This is a genomic window from Streptosporangium sp. CA-115845 (assembly GCF_050943795.1).
Lineage (GTDB): Bacteria > Actinomycetota > Actinomycetes > Streptosporangiales > Streptosporangiaceae > Streptosporangium.
Genome location: NZ_CP191988.1, coordinates 5,386,110 through 5,411,461, shown reverse-complemented (window position 1 = coordinate 5,411,461; position 25,352 = coordinate 5,386,110). Strand labels below are relative to the sequence as shown.

The following is a 25,352-nucleotide window of genomic DNA, read 5'->3' as shown; positions in this document are numbered from 1 at the left end:
GTATCTAGCCAGTTAGGTACCATGTCTGGCATGGACGAAGCCCCTGCCCTGACGGCCAAGCAACGTCAGTCCCGCATGACCCAGGAACGGCTGCTGGCCGCGGGGTTCGACGAGTTCCAGGAACACGGCCTGGCCGGAGCGCGCGTCGACCGCATCGCCGACAAGGCCGGCGCCAACAAGCGGCTCATCTACGTGTACTTCGGCGACAAGGAACGGCTGTTCGACAAGGTCGTCGTGCACAACGTGGCGGCGATGCTCGACACCGTGCCCTTCGACGCCGATGACCTGCTCGGCTACGCCGAGCGGCTCCTGGACTACCTGGAGGACCGCCCGGAACTGACGCGCCTGTTCTCCTGGCGCAACCTGGAACGCACGGACGTCTCCGAGGCCGAGCTCATCTCCTACCGCAACAAGGTGACCCAGATCACCCAAGCCCAGGATGCAGGGCGTCTCGACGCCGCGATGCCGGCCGTCCACGTCCTCAACTACGTCCTCGGGCTCGTCGGCGCATGGACGATCGCCTCCCCGGCGCTCCACCAGGTCGCCGGCCAGGACGGCACACGCGACCTCCGCCGCCGCAGCCTGCGCGAAGCAGTACGGCGCCTACTGACCGCACCGTCACCGTGACAGCCGCCGCGGTGATCGGCATTCCCAGAAGAAGGGGAGCAAGGGCCAGGGCCGGAGCCAGTCTTGCGCAGGGAACGCGGCGTCGGCAAGGATGTGGCGCACCCTGGCGAGCCGGGCTGTTCTCCGGCGGCGAGCAGCAGACGCCGGCGATCGGGACACCGGCAGCGACGGTGGCGCCGCCGGCGCGCAGGCTGTACGTGGAGACGGTGTGCACGCTCGGCGCGGTACAGCGGCCGGTACTCTTGATCGGTGATCTCGCGCGGCCCGGCCGGGGCCATGTCCGCTGAGTCAGGAGCTGAGGATGCCGACGCCCGCCACGGCCGGCTGCGACGGGCTCGGCCATGGGGTGTTCTCGCCCGGTCCCGCACGGCCCTGGACGGGCTCGACCATCTTGTCGGCGGGCTGAGCACCGCAATCCTGGCCTTGATCGTGCTGCTCGGCCTGGCCGTCACCGCGCTGCTCTGCCTCGTTGGCGTGGGCCTTTTGCTGGCGCCCACCGCGCTGCGCGGGCTGCGTACCGTCGCCGACCGGGAGCGAGCCAGGCTCTCCCGGTGGGGCCCAGAGATCATCGCCCGTGAGCCGCCGCCGCCCGGGCTGCGTGCTGCCTTGGCGAGCCCGGCCACCTGGCGTGAGCTGGGCTGGAGCGTCGGCCACACCACTCTCGGGATGTTCCTCGGCCTGGTCGGCCTGACCCTGCCGTTCCGCGCGGTCCTCGACTTCACCCTCCCGCTGTGGTGGTGGTTGCCGCCGCCGGACGTGGTGGCCGACGCGGCCCTGGGGCTCTGGGTGGTGGACGACCTGCCCAGCGCTATGGCGGTCTCCATACTCGGCATCGGCTGGATCATCCTCTTCGTGCTGTTCACGCCGGGTATGGCACGGCTGCAGGCTTGGGGGGGACGGCGGCTCTTGACCGCCGGCGCCGATACCGACCTCACCCTGCGGGTCGCCCAGCTCACCGCGACCCGCGCGGCCGCGCTGGACGCGCACGCCGCCGAGCTGCGGCGGATAGAGCGGTCCCTGCACGACGGTACCCAGAACCGGATCGTCGCCGTCACGGTCCTGCTCGGCGCCGCGCGCCGGGCGGTTGCCCGCGACCCGTCCAGCGCCGAGGAGATCCTCGAACGCGCGCAGGGAGCCGCTGAGCAGGCCCTGTCCGATCTCCGCACGGTCGTACGCAGCATCCTGCCCCCGGTGCTGGAGGACAGGAGCCTGGCTGACGCGCTGACGGGGCTGGCCGCCGCCTGCCCGGTTCCCTGCGAGGTCGACGCCGGCCTCCCCGGCCGGTGCGCCGCATCCGTCGAGGCTACGGCCTACTTCGTGGTGGCTGAGGCGCTCACCAACATCGCCAGGCACAGCCAGGCCGGACACGCCACCGTCGCCGTCCATCGACGCGACGACTGGTTGCACCTCCGGATCATCGACGACGGCCGCGGCCGGGCCGACGAGCACAGCGGGTCCGGGCTCGGCGGGATCCGCCGCCGAGCCGAAGCACACGATGGGACATTCATGCTGACCAGCCCTCCAGGCGGGCCTACGATCCTGAACGTGAGCCTGCCATGCGGATTGTGATCGCCGAGGACGACCCTCTCCTGCGCGAAGGTCTCGCACTGCTGCTGCGTGCCGAGTCGCTCGACGTCGTGGCCACCGTCGCCGACCCCGACGGTTTTCTGACCGCCATCGACGCCCACAAACCGGACGTCGCCATCGTTGACGTCCGGATGCCACCGACCCACACCGACGAGGGCATCGTCGCCGCCGTCGCGGCCCGGCACCGCCAGCCGACCCTGGCTGTGCTCGTCTTGTCGGCGTATGTGGAGCAGGCGTTCGCCACTGACTTGCTCGTGCACGGCAGCTCCCGCCTCGGCTACCTGCTCAAGGAGCGGGTCGGGCGGGTCCAGGAGTTCATCAGATACCTCCGAGGAGACCCCCGCCTTCAGGCGGGGGAGGAATCGGGCTCCTGCGGAGCAGGACAGGGGCAGGCGATTCGCCGCCAGGCGGACCGCCGTACCGAACACACGCACGATCCTCAGCTGATCGCACGGTATGGTGCGAGGCGTGGCGCAGATCGTGAAGCGGGCCTACAAGTACCGCTTCCACCCGACCCCCGAGCAGGCCGGCGAGCTGGCCCGGACGTTCGGCTGTGTGCGCCTGGTCTACAACAAGGCCCTGGAAGAACGCACCCGCGCCTACACCCTCCAAGGGCGTCGCGTCTCCTACGTGGAGTCCTCGGCCACGCTGACCGAGTGGAAACGCAGCGGTGCCTACGACTTCCTGTCCGAGGTGTCGTCGGTCCCGCTCCAGCAGGCGCTGCGCCACCTGCAGGCGGCGTTCTCCAACTTCTTCGCCAAACGCGCTAAGTACCCCACGTTCAAGAGCAGGAAGAAGTCGCGGGCGTCGGCCGAGTACACCCGGTCGGCGTTTCGCCGGCGTGAGGGCGCACTGACGCTGGCGAAGATGGACGCGCCGCTGGCCATCGTGTGGTCGCGTCCCCTTCCCGAGGGCGCGCAGCCGTCCACGGTCACTGTGAGCAGGGACGCGGCGGGCCGCTGGTTCGTGTCCCTGCTGGTCGAGGAGAAGATCAGCCCTCTGCCGCCGGTCGAGCAGAGCGTGGGGGTGGACGCGGGCATCACCGCACTGGCGACGCTGTCGACCGGGGAGAAGATCGTCAACCCGCGTCACGAACGAGCCGACCGCCGCAAGCTGGCCAAGGCCCAGCGGGCGCTGGCCCGCAAGGAGAAGGGGTCGAACAACCGGGCCAAGGCGAGGCTGAAGGCCGCCGGGGTGTACGCCCGGATCGCCGACCGCAGAAGGGATCACCTGCACCAGGTCACGACACGGCTTGTTCGCGAGAACCAAGTGATCGCCGTGGAAGACCTGACCGTCCGCAACCTGGTCAAGAACCGCTCGCTGGCCCGCGCCGTCTCGGATGCGTCCTGGCGGGAGTTGCGCTCCATGCTGGAGTACAAGGCCCGGTGGTACGGGCGCACGCTGGTAGCGGTGGACCGCTGGTTTCCCAGTTCGAAGCTGTGCTCGGCGTGCGGCGCGATCCAGCGGTCCATGCCGTTGGGGGTTCGCGAGTGGGTGTGTGCCTGCGGTGCCGCCCATGACCGGGATGTCAACGCCGCGAAGAACATCCTCGCCGCCGGGCTGGCGGAGAGGTAAAACGCCTGTGGAGCTGGTGTAAGACCTCAACGAGAGTCCTCTCGGGCGGGCAACCGGCGGTGAAGCAGGAACCCTCACGGGCGACCGTGGGAATCCCCCTCGTTTACGAGGGGGAGGATGTCAAGAGCGCGCTGCATCGGGTGGCGGAAGGAGGCACGGCCATCGACCCGGAGGTCGTCGCGCAGCTCCTGTCCCGTGCCCGGTTCGACAACCGGTTGGAGCGGCTCAGCCCTCGCGAGCGCGACGTGCTGGCCCTGATGGCCGAGGGGCTGGGGAACGCTGCCATCGCCGAGAGGCTCTTCGTCACCGACGGCGCCGTGCACAAGCACATCCGCAACATCTTCGCCAAGCTCGACCTGGCGCCCACCGACCGGACGAACCGGCGCGTCGCCGCCGTCCTGCACTACCTCAAGGACGGCGGCCGCCGGTAGCGACCGTAGTACTGACTGGCCCGGCATCGGCGAGCAGGCCATCCGCGGGATCCACCCAAGCGGGTACGCACCCAGGAAACCCGGCAGGAAGACCGCCAAGACCATGGTGGACGTCACGGAACCGGACCCGTCCGCAGAATGTCCCGCTCCTGCTCGGCGCCCTTAACCGGCTGCGGCCGACGTGGTGACCGGTGTGGTCTCCCGGCGCTGCTGACGGCGGGCCAGCGGTGCCAGCGTGCGCTGAATGATGAAATATTCGGCCACGAGGACGTTGACCAGGATGGACGCCCACACACTGGCGGTGTAGAGCTGGTCGAACTCCAGCGAGGTGAACGACTTCTTCAACTGCAGGCCGAGGATTAGGTAGACGCGCAGGGTGACCGCGGCGAACGTCAGGGTGTAGTTGCGGATCATCCAGATCCGGTGCAGTTGCACCTCGCCGCGGCGGATGCACCGGTAGGCCTTGGCCAGCGTGTACAGCCAGGCCGCCACGAGCACGTAGAACGCGACCTGGACCGCGAAGCCGCCGAGCGTGGCCGCCGCGGCGAAGACGGCCGCCGCGGAGGCGATCACGATGGAGATCATGTACACCCGGCCGAGGACACGGTGCAGCTTGGGCCTGCTGACGCGCAGCCGGGTCGCGAACTGCAACGGCCCGATGATCAGGGCAAGGCCACCGGGAACGGCGTGCACCGCGAGGGACAGGTAGTGCATGGCGAGGTCCGGATCGATCGGCACATTGCTGTCAGCCGGGTTCCCGGTCAGGTACGGCGGCACCGCGTAGGCGGCGATGCCCACCGCGAGCACGGCCATCAGCCCCCACCACCAGCGGCGGCGGTTGGTCTTGGAGGCGGTCGAGGCGGTCATCAGGGTACTCCGATACTGGTAGGCGAGGGGATTGGCAACGGCAAGCCGGTGCCTGGCCGGAAAGGAATGCAGGTGAGGTGGCGGGAGGCGACCTGCGCATCATGATCTACACCGCCGAACCCGGCACCGAGGACGCCGAACGCCTCGCCCTGCTCACCGTGCCCGGCACCCAGGCCCTCATCGGGCGATCCCGCTACGGCGGGGGCACGGCATCGGCCGGGCGGGAACGCGAGAGCCCCGCACGCCGCGGCGCGGCATGCGAGCCCTGAGGTGCGCGTCACCTCACTCGCACAGGGCGGTCATCGGGCGGCGGAAACGGGTGCCGATCGGAGGGTTCGCCGAGCGGGCAGGGCCTACTTGGCGCACAGCATGGCGTCAACGAAGTCGATGACCTTCTTGGCCCCGGCCTCGCTGCTCGGCAGGGCCGTCACCGCGACTGCGGCTGCCCGGCCGTCGGTGGTCGCGGCGTTGCGGGTCTCGTAGCCGTCGATATCGCCGCCGTGGCCCCACGCGACCTGGCCGCAGCTCAGTTTCATCTTGACCAGGCCGAGCCCGTACTCCCAGCCGGGGAAGAGATCCGGCGTCTTGACCGTCTTCTTCATCTCCCGGAGCTGGGTGGGCTTGAGCAGCTTGCCGTCCAGCAGCGCGAGGTAGAAGCGGTTGAGGTCGCTCGGGGTGCCGATGATCTGGCCTGCCGCGCCGCCCCACGACGGGTCCAGCTCGGTGATGTCGGCGAGCTCGCCCAAGGACTTCTTGGCCGCGTAGCCGCGGGGGCGCGGCTCCTTGACGCTCTGGTCGCCGGGCCCCGGCCAGTAGGTCTCGGTCAGTCCGGCGCGCTCGATCACCCGCCTGGTGACCTCTTCGGCGATCGGCCGACCGGTGACTTTCTGCACGATCAGGCCCAGCACCAGGTAGCCGGTGTTGCTGTACCGCCAGCCCTTGCCGGGCGCGAAGTCGGCCTTGTGCCGTAGGGCCCGGTCGATCATGTCGCGGGCCTCGACGTAGCGGTGCCGGATCTCGAAGATGTCGTCGTGCATGAACGCGGTGTAGTTCGGCAGGCCGCTGGTGTGCTGGAGGAGCTGGCGGACCGTGATCTCGCGGCCGTCGCCGGCCTTGCCGCGGATCAGTCCCGGCACGTACTTCTCGATTGGCGCGTCCAGTTTGACCCTGCCCTCGCCGACGAGCTGCAGCACCACGGTGGCGACGAAGGTCTTGGTGTTGCTGCCGATCCGCACGTACCCGTCGACCGGCACCTCTTGCTCCGTCTTCAGGTCGCCGACGCCCGCGGTGTAGTTCTCCTCGACTCCGTCACGGCCGCGCACCGCGGCCAGCGCGCCGGGAAACTCCTTGCCGACCAGCTTGCCGAGCGACTCCTGCGGGCCGGGGGCCGTGCCGGCCGACGCCGCGGGAGCGGTGGCCGCCCCGGCGGCGATCACCGTGACGAGCCCGCAGACGGCGAGGTTGCGGCGGGCCTTGGCTGAGATGAGGGGGTTGACCATCGGGCTGTCCTTGTCGGTGGGGCATTTGCTGACCCTGGAAGCATGTTCTGTGAGAGATCACCCCGTCGATCCCGCTAGCGGGAGTCTCGTGGTACGGCCTGCGCTACCCAGCATCGCGCGGCGCGTGGTCACCAGGCTCAACCTCCGTGACCGCCTGCAGGTCCGTCTTCGCGCACAAGACCGGCGTCGTGTGACCCACCCGCCGCGCATCGTGTGGTAGAACTGGAGGCATGCATTTGTACTTCCTGTGACGGCCGACCAGGCCTACCGCGCTCGTTGAGACACTCCGAGTTCGCGGCGGTCTTGTCGTCATGGCCTCTCACGGTCGCCGTCATATTGCGCGCCTCACACCCTCGCGGTGCTGGATTTTGGCGCGCCTCTTCGGAGGAATCGAATGCTTGCCCCAACAGTTCTACCTGCGCGCTCACGTGCACAAATTGTGGTGTCAGAGGCTTCGGTCTCGTTGGGGGCGACCCCAGTTCTCAACAGAGTCGATCTGACTGCGACTCCCACGTCTCGAATCGCGATCGTGGGTGAAAACGGACGCGGTAAGTCAACGCTCCTGCACCTTCTCGCGGGCAGGCTGACGCCAGACGAGGGTTCCGTCTCTCGGGTGGGGACTCTCGGGCTTGCCGAGCAGGAGATGTCGACGGTTGACGAGCGCACGGTCGGGGAGGTGGTCGCCGATGCTGTGGCAGATTCCCTGGCTGCGCTCAGCGAACTGGATGCGGCGAGCATCGCTCTGGCCAACGGCGATGACACTGCGGATGAGCGCTATGCCGCCGCACTGGAACGAGCCGAGGCCCTCGATGCCTGGGACGCGGAACGCAGAGTCCGCGTCGCTCTCGACGCGTTGGACGCGGAGTCCGACTGGTCGCGACGTCTATCGGAGCTTTCCGTAGGTCAGAGGTACCGGGTTCGCCTAGCGTGCCTACTCGGCGGTGACGCCGATTTCCTGCTGCTCGATGAACCCACCAACCACCTGGACCGCAACGGGCTGGAGTTCCTGACCCAACAGCTTCGCGCCCGTACCGGTGGAATCGTTCTTGTCAGCCACGATCGAGCGTTGCTCGGCGACGTGGCACAGACCATCGTCGACCTCGATCCGACTCCCGACGACCGCCCTCGCGTCTACGGCGGCGGGTACGACGGTTACCGGGAAGGTCGCCGTGCCGAGCGTGAGCGCTGGGAACAGGACTTCAAGCGGCAGCAACAGGAGAGAGCTCGACTGGAGGACGAGCTCAGCGCAGCGCAGAACCGGTTGGTCACTGGATGGCGACCCGACAAGGGCACCGGCAAGCACCAGCGCGCAAGCCGCGCACCGGGACTCGTGCAGAGCGTTCATCGCCGGCGGTCGGCGCTCGAAGCTCATGCTGTGACGATGCCTGAGCCGCCGCAACCGCTGCGTTTCCCGGAGCTTCGTACGCGATCAGGAACTCCTCTGCTCACGGCCGAGGACGTGACGGTGACCGGGCGGCTCTCCTCGCCGACATCGGTCACCTTGCAAGGTAGGTCGCGACTTGTCGTGACAGGACCGAACGGCGCGGGCAAGTCCACCCTGCTCGCCGTCATGGCAGGTGAGCTGCAAGCCTCAAGTGGGCGTGTCTACCGGGCTCAGACCGCGCGTATAGTGCTGCTCCACCAAGAATCCGTGCTTCCGCTCCAACGCCGCGCCAGTGACGTCTACATGACACACGTGGCCATGCTCGTCTCCACCGGCCAGATCCCATCGGGACAAACCGTCGGGCTGTCCTCGCTCGGGCTTCTACGTCCACGCGAAGCGAGCAAGCGTATCGGGGAACTATCGATGGGACAGCAGCGACGACTGGACCTCGCCCTGGCGCTCGCGTCCCAACCGCACTTGCTCTTGCTGGATGAGCCAACGAACCATTTATCGATCTCGCTCGTCGATGAACTCACGGAGGCGCTGCACAGCACTCAGGCTGCCCTCGTGTTGTCCAGTCACGATCGTCAACTTCTCAGAGACGTCGAAGAGTGGCCTCGGCTCACCCTTGCCATTGGTGCAGGAAGCGAGGTGCCGGCATGAGCCGTAATCGACCGCACACTCTCCGCGCCTTCCAGCCGTTGAAACTGCGCGACTATCGGCTGCTCTTCGCCACCGTGGGCCTTTCCCTCTTCGCGACCGGTGTCTGGACGATCGTCATGGTCTTCCAGGTGCTGGCCCTCAACGACAGTCCCCTTGCACTGTCCACGGTAGCCACGGGCATGAGCCTTGGACTTTTCGCTTTCGCGATGCCAGGCGGCGTACTCGCGGATCGATTCTCGAAACGAAAGATCATCATCGTCGTGCAGGGCGTGAACGCTCTGACAATGAGCCTTATCGCGGTGCTGTCGCTGAGCGGGCTCGTCCAGCTCTGGCAGCTGGGGATCGCGTCGTTTGTCGTTGGAGCGGGAGCCGCCTTCTTCTATCCCGCATACAGCGCATACCTTCCGCGAGTGCTCCCGGCGGAGCAACTGTTGGCCGCCAACGGACTTGAGGGCGCACTGCGACCCACGATGCAGCAAGGCCTGGGACCGGCTCTCGGTGGAGCTGTCGTCGGAGCGTCCTTCCCCGCGGTGGGCGCGGTCATCGTCGCAGCCGGATTCGCGCTGGCATTCAGCGCGACCCTCCTACTCAGTCGAGCCGGTGAGTCGGTAACACGCTCCGAATCCGACGAGCGACCCAGCGTCCTGGACGACCTCAAAGCCGGTTACAGCTATGTAGTCCGGACGCGCTGGCTGCTGTGGACATTGCTTTTCGGATCGATGCTCGCACTCGTCATCCAGGGACCGATCGAAGTACTTCTGCCCTTCATCGCACGCGAACGGTTCGCGGACGCCGAGTCCACCTTCGGGATACTGCTCGCCGCCTACGGCATAGGCGGAGCAATCGGTTCACTTCTCGTGTCGTCGTGGAAGCTGCCGCGCCGCTACCTGACCGTCATGCTCACCTGCTGGGGCGGAGCCGCGTTACCGCTGGTCGTACTCGGGTTGACTCACTCGCTGAGCGTCATGCTCACCGCTCTGTTCCTCGTGGGTGCGACGAGCGGAGCCGGCGTCGTGCTCTGGGGAACACTGCTGCAGCGATTGGTACCTCCGGAGATGATCGGCCGGGTCGCGAGCCTGGACTTCTTCGTCTCCATCGCCTTCATGCCGATCTCGATAGCCATCGCCGGACCGCTTTCGCTCCTCGTGCCCATTCATACGATCTTCGTGGGTGCCGGGGTCATTCCGCCGATCCTGGCGTTGGTCGCCATCATGGCCGGGCGCATGCGAGAAAGCGAGCTACAGCATCCGCTAGACGTCTGAGCAGCCCACGGTGTTCCGCCGCGTGCGTGCCGGCGACCTGACCCACTGAGCCGTGCCCGCCAGGACAGGTCGCGAATCGGCCGGCACGGCCGGTCAGGTGGCGGGCGTTTCCGGTACGGCGATGGAGGTCACCGCCAGGCCGTCGGCCACCAGCCAGCGGCCGGTGAAGCCGGTCAGTTCCCGGCCCGCCACCGAGGGGCCGGGGACGAGCAGGCGGGCGGTGAACGTACCGGACGGGTCGAAGGTGAGATGGGCCTCCTCGAAGCCGAGCCAGCGCCGAGCCAGCGGGAACCACGCCTTGTAGACGCTCTCCTTGGCGCTGAACAGCAACCGGTCCCAGTGCACGCCGCCGTCGAGCCGCGCGATCGCCGCCCGCTCCGCCTCCAGGGAGACCGCGTCCAGGACGCCGTCGGGGAGCGGCTCGTGGGGTTCGGCGTCGATGCCGACGGTCAGCGCGTCACGGGAGACGGCAGCGGCGCGATACCCGGCACAGTGGGTGATGGCGCCCACCACCCCGCCGGGCCATCCCGGAGCGCCGCGCTCGCCGGGCAGGATCGGCGCCGGCGGCAGCCCGATGCGGGCCAGGGCCTGGCGGGCGCAGTGGCGCGCGGTGGTGAACTCGCGCCGCCGCTTGTCCACCGCGCGGGCGATGACCGCCTCCTCCTCGGGGAACAGCACGACGCCCGGCGGGTCGTCGAAGGACTCCGCGCTCGCCACCCACGACGGCAGGATCTTTTCGATCATGCGACGGGCTGCGGGCTGGGCAGGATGCGCCGTAGCCGGCCGGGCGGGGTGGAGCGGGGACGCCATTCGCGTGGATAGCCCAACGAGACCTCCTCGAAACGGACCCCGTCGTGCCAGGTGGTCCGGGGGATGTGCAGGTGACCGTAGACGACGGTGGCGGCGTCGAAGCGCAGGTGCCAGTCGGCGGTGCGCTCGGTGCCGCACCAGATCGCGAACTCCGGGTGGCGCAGGATCAGGGTGGGCTCGCGCACCAGCGGATAGTGGTTGACCAGTACCGTCGGCACGCCGGGCGGCCTGGCCGAAAGGCGCCGCTCGGTCTCGGCGATCCTGTCCTCGCACCACGCGTCCCTGGTCGGGTACGGGTCGGGGTGCAGCAGCATCTCGTCGGTGCAGACCACGCCCTTGTCGTACGCGCGGGCCAGCGCCTGCTCCTTCGTCGCCAGGCCGGGCATCCGGAAGGTGTAGTCGTACAGCACGAACAGCGGGGCGACGGTGACCGGGCCACCGGGCCCACTCCAGGTCGGGTACGGGTCCTCCGGCGTGACCACCCCCAGGTTCCGGCACACCTCGACCAGGTGCCGGTAGCGCTCCTCGCCGCGCAGCTGGACGGGGTCGCTGGGATGGGTCCACAGCTCGTGGTTGCCGGGTGCCCAGATCACCTTCTCGAACCGGTCGGCGAGCAGTCCCAGGGCCCACGCGACGTCGGAGACCTTCTCCGAGACGTCCCCGGCGACCAGCAGCCAGTCGGAGGCGGAGGTGGGCCGCATCTCCTCGACGATGCGCCGGTTCTCCTGGTAGCCGATGTGCAGGTCGCTGATGGCCAGCAGTGACGTCATGCGCGGCCCGTTCCCGGCGAGGCGGCGGCCGCCGCGGGCCGCCCGTCGCGTGCCGGCACCGGGAGTGCCCCCGGTACCCTCTCGACCCCAAGCATCGTCGCCTCCGTCCCGCCCGCTTCCCGGGGCACGGTCACGCCCCCGTGATCACCAAGCAGAAGAACCCTCTCACGATCGCTCCCCGGAGGCACACCCCGGTCCGCCACGAAGTTGTCTCCGGCCGGTGCCATACGAGTACGGCGATACTCATGCGATTGCCGTGGATGGCGATGATTCTTGGCGTATGACTACCTTCGACAGCATGCCCGCGTGCTGCATCGCGCCCCCCGACCTGCTCGAGGCGGTCGCCGAGCAGGGCACCGCCGAGGAGCGGGAGGCGGCGCTCCGGACCCTGACCGCATCGGAGACCTCCCGGGCTCAGCGCGCGTCGGTCACCGGCGCGCTGCGCCAGCTCGCCTTCACCATCGCTGACGTGGCGCCCGCCCCCGGCATGGTGCGTACCGTCTACGACGCGGAGCACGGTGGCGACTTCGACCTGCCCGGGAAGAAGAGGCGGGGGGAGGGCGAACCACCGTTCGGTGACGCGGCGGTCGACGACGCCTACGACGGGGCGGGCGCCACCTACGACTTCTACCGGACCGTCTTCGGGCGCGACAGCATCGACGGGCGGGGACTGGAGATCGTCTCCTCGGTCCACTACGGGAACGACTACGACAACGCCGCCTGGATCGGCTTCCAGATGATCTACGGTGACGGCAGCGGGCAGATCTTCACCAAGGGGTCCCTCACCAAGGCCGTGGACATCGTCGCCCACGAGCTGACCCACGGCATCACCCAGTTCACCGCGCACCTGGTCTACAGCAAGCAGCCCGGCGCGCTCAACGAGTCGTTCTCCGACGTTTTCGGCTCCCTCGTCAAGCAGTACGGCCGGCGGCAGAACGCGGAGCAGGCCGACTGGCTGATCGGCGAGGGCATCCTGGGCAGTGCCCTGCGCGGGACGGCCCTGCGGTCGCTGAAGGCGCCGGGGACCGCCTGGTCGACCCCCACGGGTGGCCGTGACCGCCAGCCCGCGCACATGCGCGACTACCTGGATCTGCCCGACGACGGCAACCCCTCCAACGACCACGGAGGGGTCCACCTCAACTCCGGCATCCCCAACCACGCCTTCTACCTCGCCGCCACCGCCATCGGCGGCAACGCCTGGGAGCGCGCCGGCCGGATCTGGTACGTCACCCTCACCGAGCGGCTCCGGCCGCGCTCCAATTTCCGGCAGGCCGCGGAGGCGACGGTGGAGGTGGCCGGAGAGCTGTTCGGCGCCGACGGCGACGAGCAGCGCAAGGTACGCGCCGCCTGGCAACAGGTCGGGGTTCTCCAGGCGGAGCCGGTTTAGGATTGTGTCCATGAAAGTGTCGATCGTCCGGGGTGGCGGCATCGCCGGTCTGGTCACGACCACCACGGTCGACTCGGCGTCGCTGGCCTCGCAGGAGGTCGCCGAGCTGCGCTCCAGGGTGGAGCGGGCCGGGCTGTCCGATGCGCCGGAGCGCTCTGGTGCCTCCGGCGGGCAGCCCGACCGCTTCGACTACGAGCTGACCGTCGAGGACGGCGGCCAGGCGCACACGGTGCGCGTCGGCGAGGGTGACCTCCCCGGCCCGCTCCGCGCGCTCATCTCGTACGTGACCTCGCTGCCGGGCAGGCAGGAGCGGGTCGGCCCGCCCGGCTGACCCCGCGCGGTGCGACCCGTTCCGGTGATGTCCGGACGGGTCGCACCGCGGAGTCGCTACCAGGTCAAGGGGTCAGGCGGTGCAGGTCGCGGGGGAACAGGGTGGCGCGGCGGATGTTGTCGGCCTCGATCAGCCGGGTGGTCCACCGTTCCAGGCCGATGGCGAAGCCGCCGTGCGGGGGCATGCCGTGCTGGAAGGCGGCGAGGTAGCCGGCGTACGGCTCGGGTGACTCCCCGCGGGCCGCCAGGGCCGCGAGGTAGTCCTCGTAGCGGTGCAGGCGCTGGCCGCCGGTCACCAGCTCCAGGCCGCGGAAGAGCAGGTCGAAGCTGTTGGAGTACTGCGGTCTACCGGGCTCGGGGTGGGTGTAGAAGGGGCGTTTGGCCATCGGGTAGCCGGTGACGAACAGGAATTCGCTGCCGTGCTCGCGCAGCGCCCACTCTGACAGCCAGCGTTCGTGAGCCGGTGCGAGGTCCGGCTCGCCCCGCGGGTCCTCGCCGGTATGGGCGGCCAGGAGCTCCTGGGCCCGGGTGAAGTGGATCTCCGGGATCCGTTCCGGGACGTCGGGCGGTTCGACGTTCAACAGCGCGCACGCCTCGCCGGCCTGGTCCGCGACGGCGGCCGTCATGCCGGCGAGCACCTCGCGCAGCACGGCCATCACCTCCCGGTGGTCGGTGACGAAGCCGAGTTCGGCGTCCAGCGAGGTGTACTGGGCCAGGTGCCTGGCGGTGTCGTGGGGCTCGGCCCGGAAGACCGGGCCGGTCTCGTAGACGCGCTCGAAGACGCCGACCATGGCCTGCTTGAAGAACTGCGGGGACTGGGCCAGGTAGGCGCGGGTACCGAACCAGTCGATCGCGAAGACGCCCGCGCCGGACTCGGTCGCCGAGGCCACCACCTTGGGCGTGTGGATCTCGGTGAAGCCGAGCGCGTCCAGCGCCGCTCGAAAGCCCGCCGTCGAGGCCGCGGAGATGGTGTGGGGGGCCCGCAGCAGCGGATGGCGCAGGGCGACCGGGGCGTGGTCGAGGATGGTCGGCAGCGTGGCCGGTACCGCGGGGCGGTAGAGGTCGAACGGCGGGGCCGCGGCGGGTCCCGACAGGGCGGTCACCACCGGGGAGGTCACCTCGGCTCCGCCGGGGGCCTGTGGGTTGGCGGTCACGGTCCCGGTGATCTGCAGGACGGTCTCTTCCGGATAGCCGCCGGCCACGGTCATGGCCTCGGGGTCGGTGACCACCGCCTGGGCCAGGCCGGAGCGGTCCCGCAGGATGAGGAACATCACGGATTTCAGGGTTCGCCGGCGGTGGAGCCATCCCTGGACGGTCACCTGCCGGCCGGTTCGTTGCGCGAGTTCCGCGGCCAGGGTTCGGCCGCCGGACGGGATGGTGGTGGATGAGGAGATCAACACAAACCTCTGGTCAGTGAGTGGTGATCCCTTGGGAGTGCGGGCGAGAAGGGAACTCGCGGTGCCACCGCACTTTCACCGCCGTGGCGACGGCGGCCTCAACGGGCCCGGTGACGGGGGCCGGCCGACGGGGCATTGGGCGCGGACGCCGTTCCTCCCCGCACTCGGGAGGGTCTTCGTCACCGGGGACAGGTCCGCCTTCGCAGCTGCCGGCGGCTCTCTTTCGCCTGTCCTGATCCGGTGAGTACTCGTCTCCGTCAACGTGTTGTCGGAAGAGTACGCGTGGCTGTCATGTCTCGCAACCGTGATCGCGGCGTGTCTCGTGGCGGTCATACCGAGAGGGGCCGTCCTCGCCCGGATCCTGCCGGCAGGCCCGCCGTGCCCGCCGTGCCGGAGACCTCGGTCGCGCGGAAGGCCCCATAGGTCGCGAATCGGATCCCGCGCCGAATTCCGGTACCGGTGATGCCTCATCCCCTTTTGGAGGGGATTTCACAGCGCGAAATTCCGTGCCCTCGTTGGTTTTGGAGCGGGAATCCTCACGTGCGGGTTCGGTGATGGCATGATTCGCCAATGCGTGCAGGTCGCAGGGGCAGCGAGATTTCTGGTGCTTGTCGGATCGATTACCCCTTGGCGGCAAATATCTACACGCTCGGATCGCCGGTGCGGGGGGTTTTTTGAGCATATTGGAGGTAAATGTGAAACGGGTCATCATCGCCGCGGCCGTCACCGCCCTCGCGGCAGCCGCGCCGATGCCCCCGGCGCGGGCCCGGCAGACGATCGCCGAACCGGGCGCGGAAGTCGAGTACGTCGTCCTGTACACCGAGGGCGCGCGTCCCGCCGACGCCCAGCGGGTCATCAGGGCGGCGGGCGGAAGCATCCTCAAGGAGAACACCGCGGTCGGCGTCGCCACCGTCACGACAAGGAACAGCCGCTTCGCCGAGGCGGTGCGCGACGCCGACTCGATCGACGACATCGCCCACAACCGGTCCATCGGCAGCGTGCCCACGGCCGCCAGGGGAATCGCGGGCCGTGCGACGGTTCAGGCCAGGGCGGTGGAGAAGGCCGGTGACGGCGCCCCCGCCGCCTCCACCTTCGGCGGGGCCGCCTCCACCGCGGAGCCGCTGTCGGAGCTCCAGTGGGACATGAAGCAGATCCACGCGACGGTGCAGGGCTCCTACCGTCACCAGCAGGGTGACCCGGGCGTGCTGGTCGGTGTCATCGACACCGGTGTGGACGGATCCCACCCCGACATCGCGCCGAACTTCAACCGCGAGCTGAGCCGCAACTTCACCGTCGACATCCCCGTCGACGCCGACGGCAACGAGGCCGACGGCCCGTGCGCGGCCGAACCGGACCACTCCTGTAACGACCCGGCGGACGTCGACGAGAACGACCACGGCACGCACGTGGCGTCGTCGATCGCCTCGCCCGTCAACGGGCTCGGCATGTCGGGTGTGGCGCCCAAGGTCTCGATCGTGAACCTGCGGGCCGGGCAGGACTCCGGCTACTTCTTCCTGCAGCCCAGCGTCGACGCGCTGACCTACGCCGCCGACATCGGTGTCGACGTGGTCAACATGAGCTACTACATCGACCCGTGGCTGTTCAACTGCGTCGACAACCCGGCGGACTCCCCGGCCGAGCGGCTGGAGCAGGCCACGATCATCAAGGCCGCCCAGCGGGCGCTCACCTACGCCTACAACAGGGGCGTGACCCTGGTGTCCGCGGCGGGCAACGGCGCCACCGACTACACCAAGGAACTGGCCGACGGCTCCAGCCCCGACTTCGCCGGCGTCCCCGGCGAGCGGCCCCGCCCGCGCACGATCCCGCCGAGCTGCGTCTCCATGCCCAGCGAGGGCAGGCACGTGATCTCGGTCTCCTCGACCGGGGTCAGCGGGCGCAAGGCGTACTACTCCGACTACGGCGACGGTCACGTCGACGTGGCCGCCCCGGGGGGCGACGTCTACGACACCGGGGACGGCACCCGCGACGTCACCAGGGCGACGCTGGCGGCCTACCCCGAGGCGCTGGCCAGGCAACGCGGTCAGCTCAACCCCGACGGCACGCCCAACGTCACCAGCGTGGTCCGCAGCTGCCGGGGCCGGGTCTGCGCCTACTACCAGTATCTTCAGGGCACCTCGATGGCCTCGCCGCGCGCCGCCGGGGTGGCCGCGCTGGTCGTCGCCAGGTTCGGCCGGCCTGACCGGGTGCACGGCGGCAAGACACTCCACCCCGCCGTGGTGGAGATGGTGCTCAAGGGCACCGCGACCAGGACGGCCTGCCCCGTCCCGGCCGCCCACACCTACACCAGGCACCTGCCGACCGGCGGCACGGCGACCGCGACGCACACGTGCGAGGGAGGCGGTCCGCGTAACGGCTTCTACGGCTACGGGATCGTCGACGCCCTGCGGGCGGTGCGCTGACCCGGGCCGGTTGCCCGGCCGCCGTCACGGCGGCGGCCGGGGCGCTCTCACCGTGCGGAAGGGGAGGCGGTCACAACTCGTCCCAGGCGGAGAGCAGCGGGTCGGCGGCGGCGGCCGGAGCCGTGATCGACCAGCGGCCCGACGGCAGGTCCAGCGAGCACGAGCCGTCGGCCAGCCGCCTGGTGGGGAGCCGCTCGGCCAGCCCCATCAGGAAGGTGCCGTTGACGGTCATACCGTCCCAGGTGCCGTGGACGGGGAGCACCGCGCGGGCGGTCACGCCGGGTGGGACGCGGAAGACGAACTGCAGCCCGTCGGGCCCGGCGCGCCATCCCGACTCGACGGTGCCCGCGGGGCTGTCGTACCTGGCGTGCGCCTGCCGCAGCAGCGGGACGGGGCCCGGCCGCAGCAGCGGCTCGGTGAACCCGCCGTTCACCCCGCGGGGGTCGTCACCGACACCGGCGACGTGACGGAAGAGCCAGTCGCCGACGCAGCCGTAGGCATAGTGGTTGAAGGAGTTCATCGTCGGGGTGTGCATGCCCCGCCGATGGTGCCAGGCGTCCCACCGCTCCCACATGCTGGTCGCGCCCGCCCGCAACTGGTAGCGCCAGGAAGGGTGCCCCTCCTGGTTGAAGACCCGGCAGGCGACGTCGTGGTGGCCGGTCTCCGAGAGCGTGGGCAGCAGCAGCGGCGTGCCGACGAAACCGGTCATGAGCCGGTGGCCGTCCGCCCTGACCAGCTCCGCGAGCGCCGCCGCGGCCCGGGCACGGTTCTTGGGCGGGACGAGGTCCCAGGCCAGGGCGAGGGCGTACCCGGTCTGGGTCTCGGTGCGCAGCCGGTGCTCGGTGAGGAAGGCCCGCTGGAAGGCGCCCGAGACCATGGTCGAGGCCTCGCCGTACGCCCTGGCGTGCGGCTCGCCGAGCACGCCGGCGACGTCGGCGATCAGGCGCAGGCTCCGCGCGAGGGCGGCGGTGGCGATCAGGCTCCTGGGCGTCTCCACGGTTCCGGGGGCCAGCCAGTCGCCCAGCGCCCGGCCGGGGCGGACCCCGTCGTCGCACTGCGCCAGGCAGTAGTCGGCCCAGCGCCGCATCGGCCCGTACGCCCGGCGCAGGGTCCGGTCGTCGCCGTAGCGCCGCCACAGCAGCCAGGGCACCTCCACGATCGCGTCGGACCAGACCGGCGAGTCGAACCCGTACTCGGGCAGTACCGGGGCCACGTGCGGGACGGCCCCGTCCCGACGCTGGCCGTCGATCAGCGTCGTCACCCAGCCGGAGAGGAACGCCTGGGTATGCCGGAGGAAGCTCAGCGTCGAGGCGAACACCGAGATGTCGGCGGTCCAACCGGCCCGTTCGTCGCGCTGCGGGCAGTCCATCGGCACGCTGAGCAGGTTGCCCTCGGCGGAGGCGACGATGTTGGAGACCAGCTGCCTGACGGCGGGGTCGGAGGCGGTCAGGGTGCCGGTGACGGGCAGCGCCGAGGACAGGAGCACCGCCTCGGCGTCACCCGCGGACATGCCGCCCGGCCATCCGGTGACCTCGGCGTAGCGGAACCCGTGGAAGGTGAACGTGGGTTCCGCGACGTGGCGTCCGGCGGGGAGGAGGAACTCGTCGCGCTGCTCGGCCGTGCGCAGGTTGGCGTCGTAGAGACGGCCGGTCGCGGTGAGCTCCTCGCCGTGGCGGACCACCAGGTGGACCGGGTACGGCGTGTCGATCCGCAGCCGGAGCCGTCCCACCACGTTGCGGCCGAAGTCGAGCAGGTGAACGCCGGGGACGGGCTCGGTGACCGACGCCGCGGCCAGGGTGCCGATCTCCCGCACCGGGGGAGCGGGATCGGCCTCCACCAGCAGGCCGGGCGGCGGCTGCGCCACGGCCACGGCCCGCTCCCGGCCGGAATCCGTGAGCCGCGCGGTTCCGTCCCGGCCGGGTGGGGTTTCGCCGGTGCGGGGCGAGGGTTCGAGATCGGGGGAGGAGCCGAGGCGGACGGTCTCGCCCATCACCAGGTCGGCGCGGGGCATGCCCAGGTCTCCGGCCGTCCAGCCGGGGCCGGTGGCCGCGAGCGGATGAACGCCCTCCGGGTCGCGCAGGAACAGCCGCGCGCTGGCGGCGGGGTGGTCGCCGTATCGGCGCGGCCCGCCCGCCGCGACGTGACCGGCGTACCAGCCGGGGGCGAGCCAGATCTCCAGCAGGTTCTCCCCGGCACGGAGCAGCGCGGTGACGTCGGCCAGCCGGTAGCGGACCCGGCGGCCGTAGTCGGTCCAGCCGGGGGCGAGTTCCTCGTCGCCGAGCCGTTCACCGTTCAGCACCGCCCGGTAGACGCCCAGCGCGGTGGTCGCCAGCCAGACCCGTCCCGGCCGAGGCTCCCAGCCGAACGTCCCGCCGAGGCGGACGGCGCCCTCGCCGCTCTCGTTCCCGCCGTCCTCGATCCAGGGGGCGTCCCAGGCGCCGCCCGCGCGCAGGCCGGTCACGAAGGTGCCGCCGAGGTGCCCGGCGACCGACCAGGTGTACGGGGTGAGCGGCTCCAGCGCCTCTTCCGGGACATCGGCCCAGCTCGTACCCGGCGGGAGGTCCCGCGCCCACACCTCGCACCCGCCGGTGGACACCGTCAGCCGCTCGGGATGGAGCAGCCTGGCCGCCCAGGACAGACGAGGGGAGGGATCGTCGACGCCGACCGGGTCGGTGAGCCCGCAGGTGTGGCAGGCGACCGCCTCGGCGGGCGGGGAGGAGCCGACCGGCACCTGGCCGCCCGAGACGGCCCGTGCCAGGCCGGGGGTTCCCGGGACGTGGATCATGCGCCGAGACCCGTCGTGAAGGCGTTGTGCAGTCCGTCGACGTCGACCCCGTGCAGGCTGGGCGCCATCACGTTGATCAGCAGTACGAAGCAGGCGTCGTGGTCGGGATACATCCACCACTGGCATCCGGAGGCGCCGCCGTGCCCGTAGAGCCGCCGCTCCAGCAGACCGGGCGCGGAGTGGCGCAGGTTCCAGGTCAGCCCCCAGTCCTGGCCGGCGTTGACCGGGTCGGGCTGCAGCTTGACCAGGCCCGTGGTCTGGGGTTCCGTCATGGCGGCCAGCGTGATCGGGTGGACCGGCGCCCGGTCGCCGCGGAGCAGGGCGCTGCCCAGCGCGAGCAGGTCCTCGGCGCGGGAGAACAGGCCCCCGGCAGGATGCCGGAGCCGGACGAACCTGTCGTAGTCGACGCCGAGCAGCTCGACGGCCCTGACCTCGGCCGGGTCGCAGGCCGGGTCGAAGGTGATCCGCCCACCGCCGGGCACCAGCGCGTTCAGGTCGGTGTCGATCACGTCGGCCAGCTCCCTGCCGGTGACATCCCTGATCATCTCGGAGATGCCGGCGAAGCCGATGTTGCAGTACTGGCTGAGCGTGCCCGCCTCGAACAGCGCGGGGGCGGCGATCAGGTGCTCCACCAGGTCGTCCGGGGTGAGCGTCTGCTCGGCGATGCCGCTGGTGTGGGTCAGCAGGTGCCAGAGCGTGACCTCGTCGGAGCGCAGCCCGCCGAAGCCGGGCACCGCGTCACGGAGCGGGCGGCGCAGCGAGAGCAGGCCCCGCTCCACCTGGCGCATGGCCAGCAGGCCGACCAGCGGCTTGGTCACCGAGAACAGCGCGAAGTGGTCGTCGGCGCGGGTCGCGCGTCCGTCGTGCTCTCCGAAGGACTCCAGCAGCACCGTGCCCTGCGAGGTGGCCGCCCCGAGTACCGCGCACGGGAGTCTCCCCTCGCGGACCATGCGCCTCACCCACTCGACGGCGAGCGCGAACGGTTGGTCGGTCATCCCTTTAGTGCTCCTTCTGTGAGGCCGGCGAGGACGTGCTTCTGTGCGAACACGTACACCGCCACCAGCGGCAGTGTGGTCAGCAGGACGTGGGCGAAGACGAGGTTCCACTGCAGGGTCTGCAGCGTGCCGGAGGCGAACTGGAAGAGGGTGAGGGGCAGGGTCGCGTTGTCCTGCCCCTTGAGGAGGAACAGCCCGAAGAAGAAGTCGTTCCAGACGTTGATGACCAGGATGACGCTCCCGACGAAGAGCACCGGGCGCAGCAGCGGCAGCAGGATGCGCGCGAAGATCTGCGGCCGGGACGCCCCGTCGATGGCGGCGGCGTCCTCCAGGTCGGGCGGGAAGGCCCTGACGAACCCGGTGGACAGGAAGACCACGATGCCCAGCCGGGTGCCGATCAGGACCAGCGCGTAGCCGAACGGCGTGCCGTCCAGGCCGAGCCCGCGCAGCACGTGGACGGTCGGGATGATCGACGGCGGGATGAGGATCGACAGGCTGAGTACGAAGTAGGTCGCGCGCAGCCACCGCGAGTCGCCTCGGCCGTAGGCCCACGCCGCTGCCGCGCCGAGCAGCAGCACGGTCAGCACGACGGGTACCGCGATCATGAGGCTGTTGGCGAGCCCGCCCAGGTAGTCGCCGGCGTCGACGACGGTCGTGTAGTTCTCGACGATCGCCCACCGCCGGGGCAGGCCGAGGCCGAGTTCGGCCGCCTCGCCCGCGGGCTTGAAGGAGTTCACCACGACCAGCCAGAACGGCACGACCACCCAGGGGATCGCGAACAGCGACAGCAGCGTGTACTTGACGACTCTCATCCGGTGACCTCCCGGCGGCGCAGCCACCAGACCAGGGGTACCGCCGTCGCGATCACGAGCAGCGTCACCGTGAGGCTGAGCGCGCTGGCGGAGCCGAAGAACCCCTGGCCCCACTGCTGGCGCATGACGACGTTCAGTGCCCTGGTGTGGTCGCCGGGGCCGCCGCCGGTGGTGGCGGCGATCACGTCGTAGGCGCTGAGCGCGCCGACCAGGGTGACCGCGACGTTGAAGGTGATCGCGGGGGCCAGCAGCGGGAACCTCACCCGGGCGAAGCGGGTCCAGGGGCCCGCGCCGTCGACCGTGGCCGACTCGATGAGCTCCCTGGGCACCGAGTTAAGGCCCGCGATGTAGACGAGGGTGATCAGCCCGCTCCACTTCCAGGCGTCCACGAACGCGACCGTGAGCAGCGCGGTCGCGGGCTCGCCCAGCCAGGCCCAGTCGATGCCGAGGAAGGAGTTGACCGGGCCCGCCGGATCGAGGATGCCCCGCCAGATGTAACCGGCGGCCAGCGGCGAGACGAGGGTCGGCAGGAAGAACACCGACCTGAACACGGTGTTGACCCGGTCCGTCCGCTGCAGGGCGAGCGCGAGGCTCAGGCTGACGGTGTTCTGGATGGCCATGCACAGGATCGCGTAGAGCACGGTCACCGTGACGGCGTTCGTCAGGAGATCCTGCTCGACGAGCGTGCGGAAGTTGTCCAGGCCGTTCCAGGTGATCTCCGAGCGGAACCCCGTCCAGGCGGAGAAGGCGAAGCGGGCGTTGAGCGCGAACGGCAGCGCGAAGAAGAGCGCCACCAGCAGCACGGCGGGCAGCGCCCAGGGCAGCCAGCCCCGCCGCCCGGGGTCCCCGGTCTCGCCGCCGCCCCCGCCGGCGGGGTGCGGGGCGGGGGGCGGGGTCTCGGTGCCCGGGGGACGCTCGCGCGAGGGTAGCGAGGTCACCATCCGGGCAGCCCGGCGGCCTTCGCCGCCTGCTCGACCTGGCCCTGCAGCTGGGTGGCGGCCTTCTGGGGGTCCTTCTGCCCGGCGATCAGCTCCGACATCAGCGGCGCCAGCCCGGCCATGCCGGGGATGTCGGAGTTGAAGGCGATGACGGCGCCGTTGTCGTACGCCTTCTTGACGTCCTGGAGCACGGGGGAGACGTCCTGCGGACCGTCCACCCCCTGGAGCACGGGGAAGGTCTTCGCGGACTTCACGTAGTCGGCGTAGGCGGGGCCGGTCATGAACCGGACGAAGTCCAGCGCGGCCTGCTCCCGTCCGGCGTCGCCTGTCTTGGGCAGGTAGAAGGTGCCGATCGGCCCCGGCGCGTACGTCACCACGGCCTTGGTGCTCGACAGCCCGGTGAACCCGACGGTGTCGTCCACCTTCTGCTGGTCGCCGCCGGCGGCGGCGAGCATGGCCGGCAGCATGTCGGAGTGCTGGGCGACCATGGCGGCCTTGCCGGTCACCAGGGCCTTCATCGAGTTCTCGAACGTGGCGGTGGTGATGTCCTTGTTGAAGCAGCCGTCGTCCTGCAGCTTCCGGTAGGAGCTCAGCCCGGCCACGAACGGTGAGCCGGGGTCGGCCAGCGTGGCGGTGTGGCCCGCGATGGCCTTGCCGTAGGCGTTGGCCTCGTTGGCGGCGCTGACGTACAGCAGTGGCAGGATCTGCACCGGCCAGATGGATCCGCCCGACTCGAACACGGGCGTCACGCCCTTGGCGGAGAGCGCGCGGCAGGCCGCCGAGAGCTCGTCGAACGTTCCCGGGGGCTTGACGCCCGCGTCGGCGAGGACCTTCTTGTTGTAGTAGAGGCCGAAGACCTGGGGGAAGCCGGTGATGGCCGCGTAGACCTTTCCCCCCGTGGCGCCCGCGCTGCCGTAGAGGTCGCCGGACCTGGCGACGTACGCCTCGCCGGACAGGTCCCTGAGGTTCTCCGACGGGTTCAGGGCGAGCAGGTTGCTCACCGTGGCGTGGTATTCGAGGATGTCCGGCCGCTCGCCGGTGGCCCACTTGGTCTGGGTGCTGTCCTCGAACCCGTCGGAGGGGATCGGGACCAGCTCGATCGTGTGGCCCGACTCCCGCTCGAACCGCTTGTACATCTCCACCAGCGGGGCGGGGTCGGCGGTGTTGTGCCAGAGCGTCAGCGTGACCTTCCCGCCGTCGGTTCCGCCTGGTTCGGCGGCGCCGCCACAGCCCGCCGCGGTGAGGGCGAGGGCGGCGCAGGCCGCGGCTCCCAGCAGTCGTTTCGATACCCTCATGCTCGTTATTCCTGTTCGTCACGGGGTTGGTGATAGCCGGCCTCCGGGCGGACGCCTGCACGCCTCCGGGCCACAAGACATGCGGGTTTCCGTCATGTTTCGTAGAACGTTCTCCATTGTTAGATCAGGGGCGTTTGTGGCGTCAAGAGCCACGTTCGAGGTGACCAACTCGTTAAGAAGTGGTAAAACTCGGGTCTGGCGGGGATGGCTTCGACCGGGTACCGTCGCCTCTGCATTGGCAGAATGTATTTCGTTCTACACTCGGGCGCCGCGCTCGCCCGGCGATTTGCCGCACTTTCCCCCTGAGGCTCGCCGCAGGGCCGTTCTCGCTTTCGCCTACCGAAGGACTCGCGTGACCACAGGATCAGCACCGCGCCGGGTGACCATCGCCGACGTGGCAAGCCGGGCCGGCGTCTCCACGGCCGCCGTGTCCAAGGTGCTGCGCGGGGCCTACGGGGTCAGTCCCGGCATGCGGGCCAAGGTCCGTGAGGCCATGGACGAGCTCGGCTACCGGCCGCACGCCGCGGCCAGGGCCATGCGGGGCCGTACCTACACCCTCGGTGTGATGCTGTCCGACACCAGGAACCCGTTCTTCCCCGACATCATCGAGGGCGTCACCGGCCGGCTGGGCGGCACCGAGTACCAGGTGCTGCTCGGCCCCGGCGGGGACGAGCCCAGGAGTCAGGCGAGGATGACCGACGCGATGATCGACCGGAGCATGGATGGAATCATCCTGATATCTCCGGTCATGTCGAGCGCGGAACTCGCCGCCATCGCCACCACGACGCCGATCGTGGTGATCGGCCGTCACGGAAGTGCCGCCGAGTACGACTCCGTGGTCGACGACGACGTCTTCGGCGCCCGCCTGGTGGTCGACCACCTGGCCGATCTCGGCCATCGGCGGATCGCCCACATCACCCATCTCGACCGGGGGCGCGCCTCCGGCGCCGACTCCCCGCAGGCCGTCCGCGCCGAGGGCTACCGCCAGGCCATGCGCGCCAGGGGCCTGGCGGAGGGGATCGACGTGGTGGCCACCTCCTTCACCGAGGAGGGCGGCTACGAGGGGGCGCGGCAGCTGCTCGCCCGGCCGGCCAGGCCCACCGCGATCTTCGCCGGCGCGGACGTCGCGGCCCTCGGGGTGCTGCGCGCGGCCTACGAGGCCGGGTTGTCGGTCCCCGGTGACCTGTCGGTCGCCGGATACGACAACATCGGCATCGCCTCCCTCAAGCCCATCTCCCTGACCAGCGTCGACCAGGACGGACACGTCATCGGGGCCACCGCGGCGCGCCTGCTCGTCGAGCGCATCGAGGGCCGCGGGCGGTCCGTCCTGTCCTCCGTCTCACCCACCCTCGTCGTCCGCGGCACCACCGGCCCACCGGCCGGACGGGAGTGACCGGACGGCGTCGACCTGCCGCTGACCGGGATCTCCTGAAGCACCCCGTCCCGGCACGAGCAGCCCGTTGAGCGGTCCCCGCGAGGGACCGCCATGTCACCGTGTTCCGACGCGAAGGACCCCCC

The 25,352-nt window shown here is 70.1% G+C and carries 19 protein-coding genes and 3 pseudogenes; 12 read left to right on the top strand and 10 right to left on the bottom strand.

Translation table 11 applies throughout. The features are described 5' to 3' along the window. The first annotated feature begins 30 nt into the window (after positions 1-30). The 5 genes and pseudogenes from ACQP0P_RS26630 to ACQP0P_RS26610 all read left to right on the top strand — a co-directional run. A complete protein-coding gene (locus tag ACQP0P_RS26630) occupies positions 31-627 on the top strand; it encodes a TetR family transcriptional regulator (protein WP_433359210.1) in 597 nt (198 codons plus the stop codon). Positions 628-876: 249 nt separating this feature from the next. After that, the gene (locus tag ACQP0P_RS26625; protein ID WP_433359209.1) at positions 877-2,196 is read left to right on the top strand and encodes a sensor histidine kinase; all 1,320 of its coding nucleotides are present in this window, start codon (positions 877-879) and stop codon (positions 2,194-2,196) included. Continuing rightward, positions 2,184-2,423: pseudogene (locus tag ACQP0P_RS26620) on the top strand (response regulator); the annotation flags it as partial. The gene ACQP0P_RS26625 and the pseudogene ACQP0P_RS26620, both read left to right, overlap by 13 nt. A 247-nt stretch (positions 2,424-2,670) precedes the next feature. Beyond that, positions 2,671-3,875: pseudogene (locus ACQP0P_RS26615) on the top strand (RNA-guided endonuclease InsQ/TnpB family protein); the annotation flags it as partial. 39 nt (positions 3,876-3,914) lie between these two features. Then, positions 3,915-4,220 (top strand): annotated as a pseudogene (locus ACQP0P_RS26610) (response regulator transcription factor); the annotation flags it as partial. Between the two features lie 162 nt (positions 4,221-4,382). Here ACQP0P_RS26610 and ACQP0P_RS26605 read toward each other — a convergent pair. Continuing rightward, the gene (locus ACQP0P_RS26605; protein ID WP_433359208.1) at positions 4,383-5,087 is read right to left on the bottom strand and encodes a DUF2306 domain-containing protein; all 705 of its coding nucleotides are present in this window, start codon (positions 5,085-5,087) and stop codon (positions 4,383-4,385) included. Between the two features lie 77 nt (positions 5,088-5,164). Between ACQP0P_RS26605 and ACQP0P_RS26600 the strand changes: the two genes are divergently transcribed. Then, positions 5,165-5,356, top strand: coding sequence for a hypothetical protein (locus tag ACQP0P_RS26600; protein ID WP_433359207.1), 192 nt, complete (start codon positions 5,165-5,167; stop codon positions 5,354-5,356). An 84-nt stretch (positions 5,357-5,440) separates the two neighbouring features. Here the strand turns inward: ACQP0P_RS26600 and ACQP0P_RS26595 are convergent, their stop codons facing one another. Beyond that, positions 5,441-6,586: a serine hydrolase domain-containing protein gene (locus ACQP0P_RS26595; protein ID WP_433359206.1), complete on the bottom strand. Its 1,146-nt coding sequence runs from the start codon at positions 6,584-6,586 to the stop codon at positions 5,441-5,443. Positions 6,587-6,980: 394 nt separating this feature from the next. Between ACQP0P_RS26595 and ACQP0P_RS26590 the strand changes: the two genes are divergently transcribed. After that, a complete protein-coding gene (locus ACQP0P_RS26590) occupies positions 6,981-8,633 on the top strand; it encodes an ABC-F family ATP-binding cassette domain-containing protein (RefSeq protein ID WP_433359205.1) in 1,653 nt (550 codons plus the stop codon). Next, positions 8,630-9,895: an MFS transporter gene (locus ACQP0P_RS26585; protein WP_433359204.1), complete on the top strand. Its 1,266-nt coding sequence runs from the start codon at positions 8,630-8,632 to the stop codon at positions 9,893-9,895. Before ACQP0P_RS26590 ends, ACQP0P_RS26585 begins: the two co-directional genes overlap by 4 nt. Positions 9,896-9,988: 93 nt before the next feature. Here ACQP0P_RS26585 and ACQP0P_RS26580 read toward each other — a convergent pair whose 3' ends face one another. Together ACQP0P_RS26580 and ACQP0P_RS26575 are read right to left on the bottom strand one after the other, a co-directional pair. After that, on the bottom strand, positions 9,989-10,639 hold the full coding sequence (locus ACQP0P_RS26580; RefSeq protein WP_433359203.1) for a 4'-phosphopantetheinyl transferase family protein: 651 nt from the start codon (positions 10,637-10,639) through the stop codon (positions 9,989-9,991). Continuing rightward, on the bottom strand, positions 10,636-11,475 hold the full coding sequence (locus ACQP0P_RS26575) for a metallophosphoesterase family protein (RefSeq protein WP_433359202.1): 840 nt from the start codon (positions 11,473-11,475) through the stop codon (positions 10,636-10,638). Before ACQP0P_RS26575 ends, ACQP0P_RS26580 begins: the two co-directional genes overlap by 4 nt. Positions 11,476-11,755: 280 nt before the next feature. Between ACQP0P_RS26575 and ACQP0P_RS26570 the strand changes: the two genes are divergently transcribed. Both ACQP0P_RS26570 and ACQP0P_RS26565 read left to right on the top strand, forming a co-directional pair. Next, entirely contained in the window at positions 11,756-12,862 is a 1,107-nt protein-coding gene (locus tag ACQP0P_RS26570) for a M4 family metallopeptidase (protein ID WP_433359201.1), read from the top strand. Positions 12,863-12,872: 10 nt separating this feature from the next. Continuing rightward, complete coding sequence (locus ACQP0P_RS26565; protein ID WP_433359200.1) at positions 12,873-13,193, top strand: protealysin inhibitor emfourin; 321 nt, start codon at positions 12,873-12,875, stop codon at positions 13,191-13,193. Positions 13,194-13,257: 64 nt separating this feature from the next. On the opposite strand, the gene aspS is transcribed toward ACQP0P_RS26565, so the two are convergent. Continuing rightward, a complete protein-coding gene (gene aspS / locus ACQP0P_RS26560; protein WP_433382113.1) occupies positions 13,258-14,511 on the bottom strand; it encodes an aspartate--tRNA(Asn) ligase in 1,254 nt (417 codons plus the stop codon). Between the two features lie 773 nt (positions 14,512-15,284). Between aspS and ACQP0P_RS26555 the strand changes: the two genes are divergently transcribed. Then, the gene (locus ACQP0P_RS26555; RefSeq protein WP_433359199.1) at positions 15,285-17,009 is read left to right on the top strand and encodes a S8 family serine peptidase; all 1,725 of its coding nucleotides are present in this window, start codon (positions 15,285-15,287) and stop codon (positions 17,007-17,009) included. A gap of 70 nt (positions 17,010-17,079) precedes the next feature. Here ACQP0P_RS26555 and ACQP0P_RS26550 read toward each other — a convergent pair whose 3' ends face one another. From ACQP0P_RS26550 to ACQP0P_RS26530, 5 genes are read right to left on the bottom strand one after another with little or no spacing between them, the layout of a single operon-like run. Further along, on the bottom strand, positions 17,080-19,794 hold the full coding sequence (locus ACQP0P_RS26550) for a family 78 glycoside hydrolase catalytic domain (protein ID WP_433359198.1): 2,715 nt from the start codon (positions 19,792-19,794) through the stop codon (positions 17,080-17,082). Then, the gene (locus ACQP0P_RS26545) at positions 19,791-20,789 is read right to left on the bottom strand and encodes a serine hydrolase domain-containing protein (protein ID WP_433359197.1); all 999 of its coding nucleotides are present in this window, start codon (positions 20,787-20,789) and stop codon (positions 19,791-19,793) included. Before ACQP0P_RS26545 ends, ACQP0P_RS26550 begins: the two co-directional genes overlap by 4 nt. Then, positions 20,786-21,601 carry a carbohydrate ABC transporter permease gene (locus ACQP0P_RS26540; protein ID WP_433359196.1) on the bottom strand — a complete coding sequence of 272 codons (816 nt, stop codon included), beginning with the start codon at positions 21,599-21,601 and terminating at the stop codon, positions 20,786-20,788. Before ACQP0P_RS26540 ends, ACQP0P_RS26545 begins: the two co-directional genes overlap by 4 nt. Beyond that, positions 21,598-22,542 carry a carbohydrate ABC transporter permease gene (locus ACQP0P_RS26535; RefSeq protein ID WP_433359195.1) on the bottom strand — a complete coding sequence of 315 codons (945 nt, stop codon included), beginning with the start codon at positions 22,540-22,542 and terminating at the stop codon, positions 21,598-21,600. The genes ACQP0P_RS26540 and ACQP0P_RS26535 overlap by 4 nt, the downstream gene beginning before the upstream one ends. Next, the gene (locus tag ACQP0P_RS26530; protein WP_433359194.1) at positions 22,536-23,834 is read right to left on the bottom strand and encodes an ABC transporter substrate-binding protein; all 1,299 of its coding nucleotides are present in this window, start codon (positions 23,832-23,834) and stop codon (positions 22,536-22,538) included. Before ACQP0P_RS26530 ends, ACQP0P_RS26535 begins: the two co-directional genes overlap by 7 nt. Positions 23,835-24,186: 352 nt before the next feature. Here ACQP0P_RS26530 and ACQP0P_RS26525 point away from each other — a divergent pair, with 352 nt between their 5' ends. Further along, entirely contained in the window at positions 24,187-25,227 is a 1,041-nt protein-coding gene (locus ACQP0P_RS26525; RefSeq protein ID WP_433359193.1) for a LacI family DNA-binding transcriptional regulator, read from the top strand. Positions 25,228-25,352: the final 125 nt, after the last annotated feature.